Consider the following 1077-nt stretch of genomic DNA (forward strand, 5'->3'; position numbering starts at 1 on the left):
GTTTAATTCGGGTATAATTTTTGGGATATAATGAAGGGTATGTTGTTTCGTTGCTTTATCTAAATCTGTTCTTTGATTATATTTTGGTTTTGGATGATTAGGTAAACTATTAATAAACATATAATTATTGACCCAATTACTACCGTACTGCGTATAGAGTATTTCAGCAATGGCATTACGAATCGTGACTTCACAAATATGTAATGGAAACAAAAATGCCCCCGAAATTTGAGCATTCCAAAGCTACAATTCAACGGCTTGCTCTCTTGTTTTGGTCTTATTTTCATAAGTTTACATTCTTTCAAAAGAAAGCGTTTGGAAAATTTGATTAAGCTGTGTTGAATTCATTTAATAAAATCCGTATAATACGTACTATGTGAGCTAGAGGATACGTGAGCGAAAGCTTCCACCTTTAGCATAGTAAAACACCTGTCATTTTGGCAGGTGTTTTGCTTTTTAGGCTAAATCACCTTACTAAAGCGATTGCCTTCTTTACTCGCCAAATAAGTATCAAACACCATCGCCACATTGCGTCCCAAAAGCCGCCCTTTTGGTAGCACCCGAATGCCTTTAGCATCCATATCAACGAGTTTATCCGCCTGCATCTCACCCAGTTGGCGGATTTCATCAATAAAATAGGTCATCGGGTCAATGCTAAAGCGCGCATTCACATCTTTAAAATCAATATAATCATGGCATAGCAGATTCATAATCACATAACGGCGCAGCAAATCAGGCAAGCGCGCAGAAATCACCTTCACCGCAGGCAATTTTCCTGCATTGATGAGATTTTGGTAATCGCTTAAATCCGTTGGATTTTGCAAAATATGCAGACCGATTTGGCTAATCGACGACACCCCAAATCCCAGCAAATCACAATTACCATGCGTGGTATACCCTTGAAAATTGCGGTGTAATTTGCCCTCACGTTGCGCAATCGCCAGCTCATCATCAGGCTTGGCAAAGTGGTCAATGCCGATATATTGATAGCCTGCATCAGTCAGTGCATGGATGGTATTACCACTGTCTCTTATACACATCTCCGAGCCCACGAGACCTCTCTACATCTCGTATGCC

1 protein-coding gene and 1 pseudogene are annotated in these 1077 nt (G+C 40.1%); both read right to left on the bottom strand.

The window, feature by feature from the left end; genetic code table 11:
- Positions 1–213: pseudogene (locus KDK16_RS01365) on the bottom strand (hypothetical protein); the annotation flags it as partial.
- Positions 214–461: 248 nt separating this feature from the next.
- On the bottom strand, positions 462–1052 hold the full coding sequence (locus KDK16_RS01370) for a hypothetical protein (protein WP_257274340.1): 591 nt from the start codon (positions 1050–1052) through the stop codon (positions 462–464).
- Positions 1053–1077 lie beyond the last annotated feature (25 nt).

The organism is Endozoicomonas sp. SESOKO4, assembly GCF_024606275.1.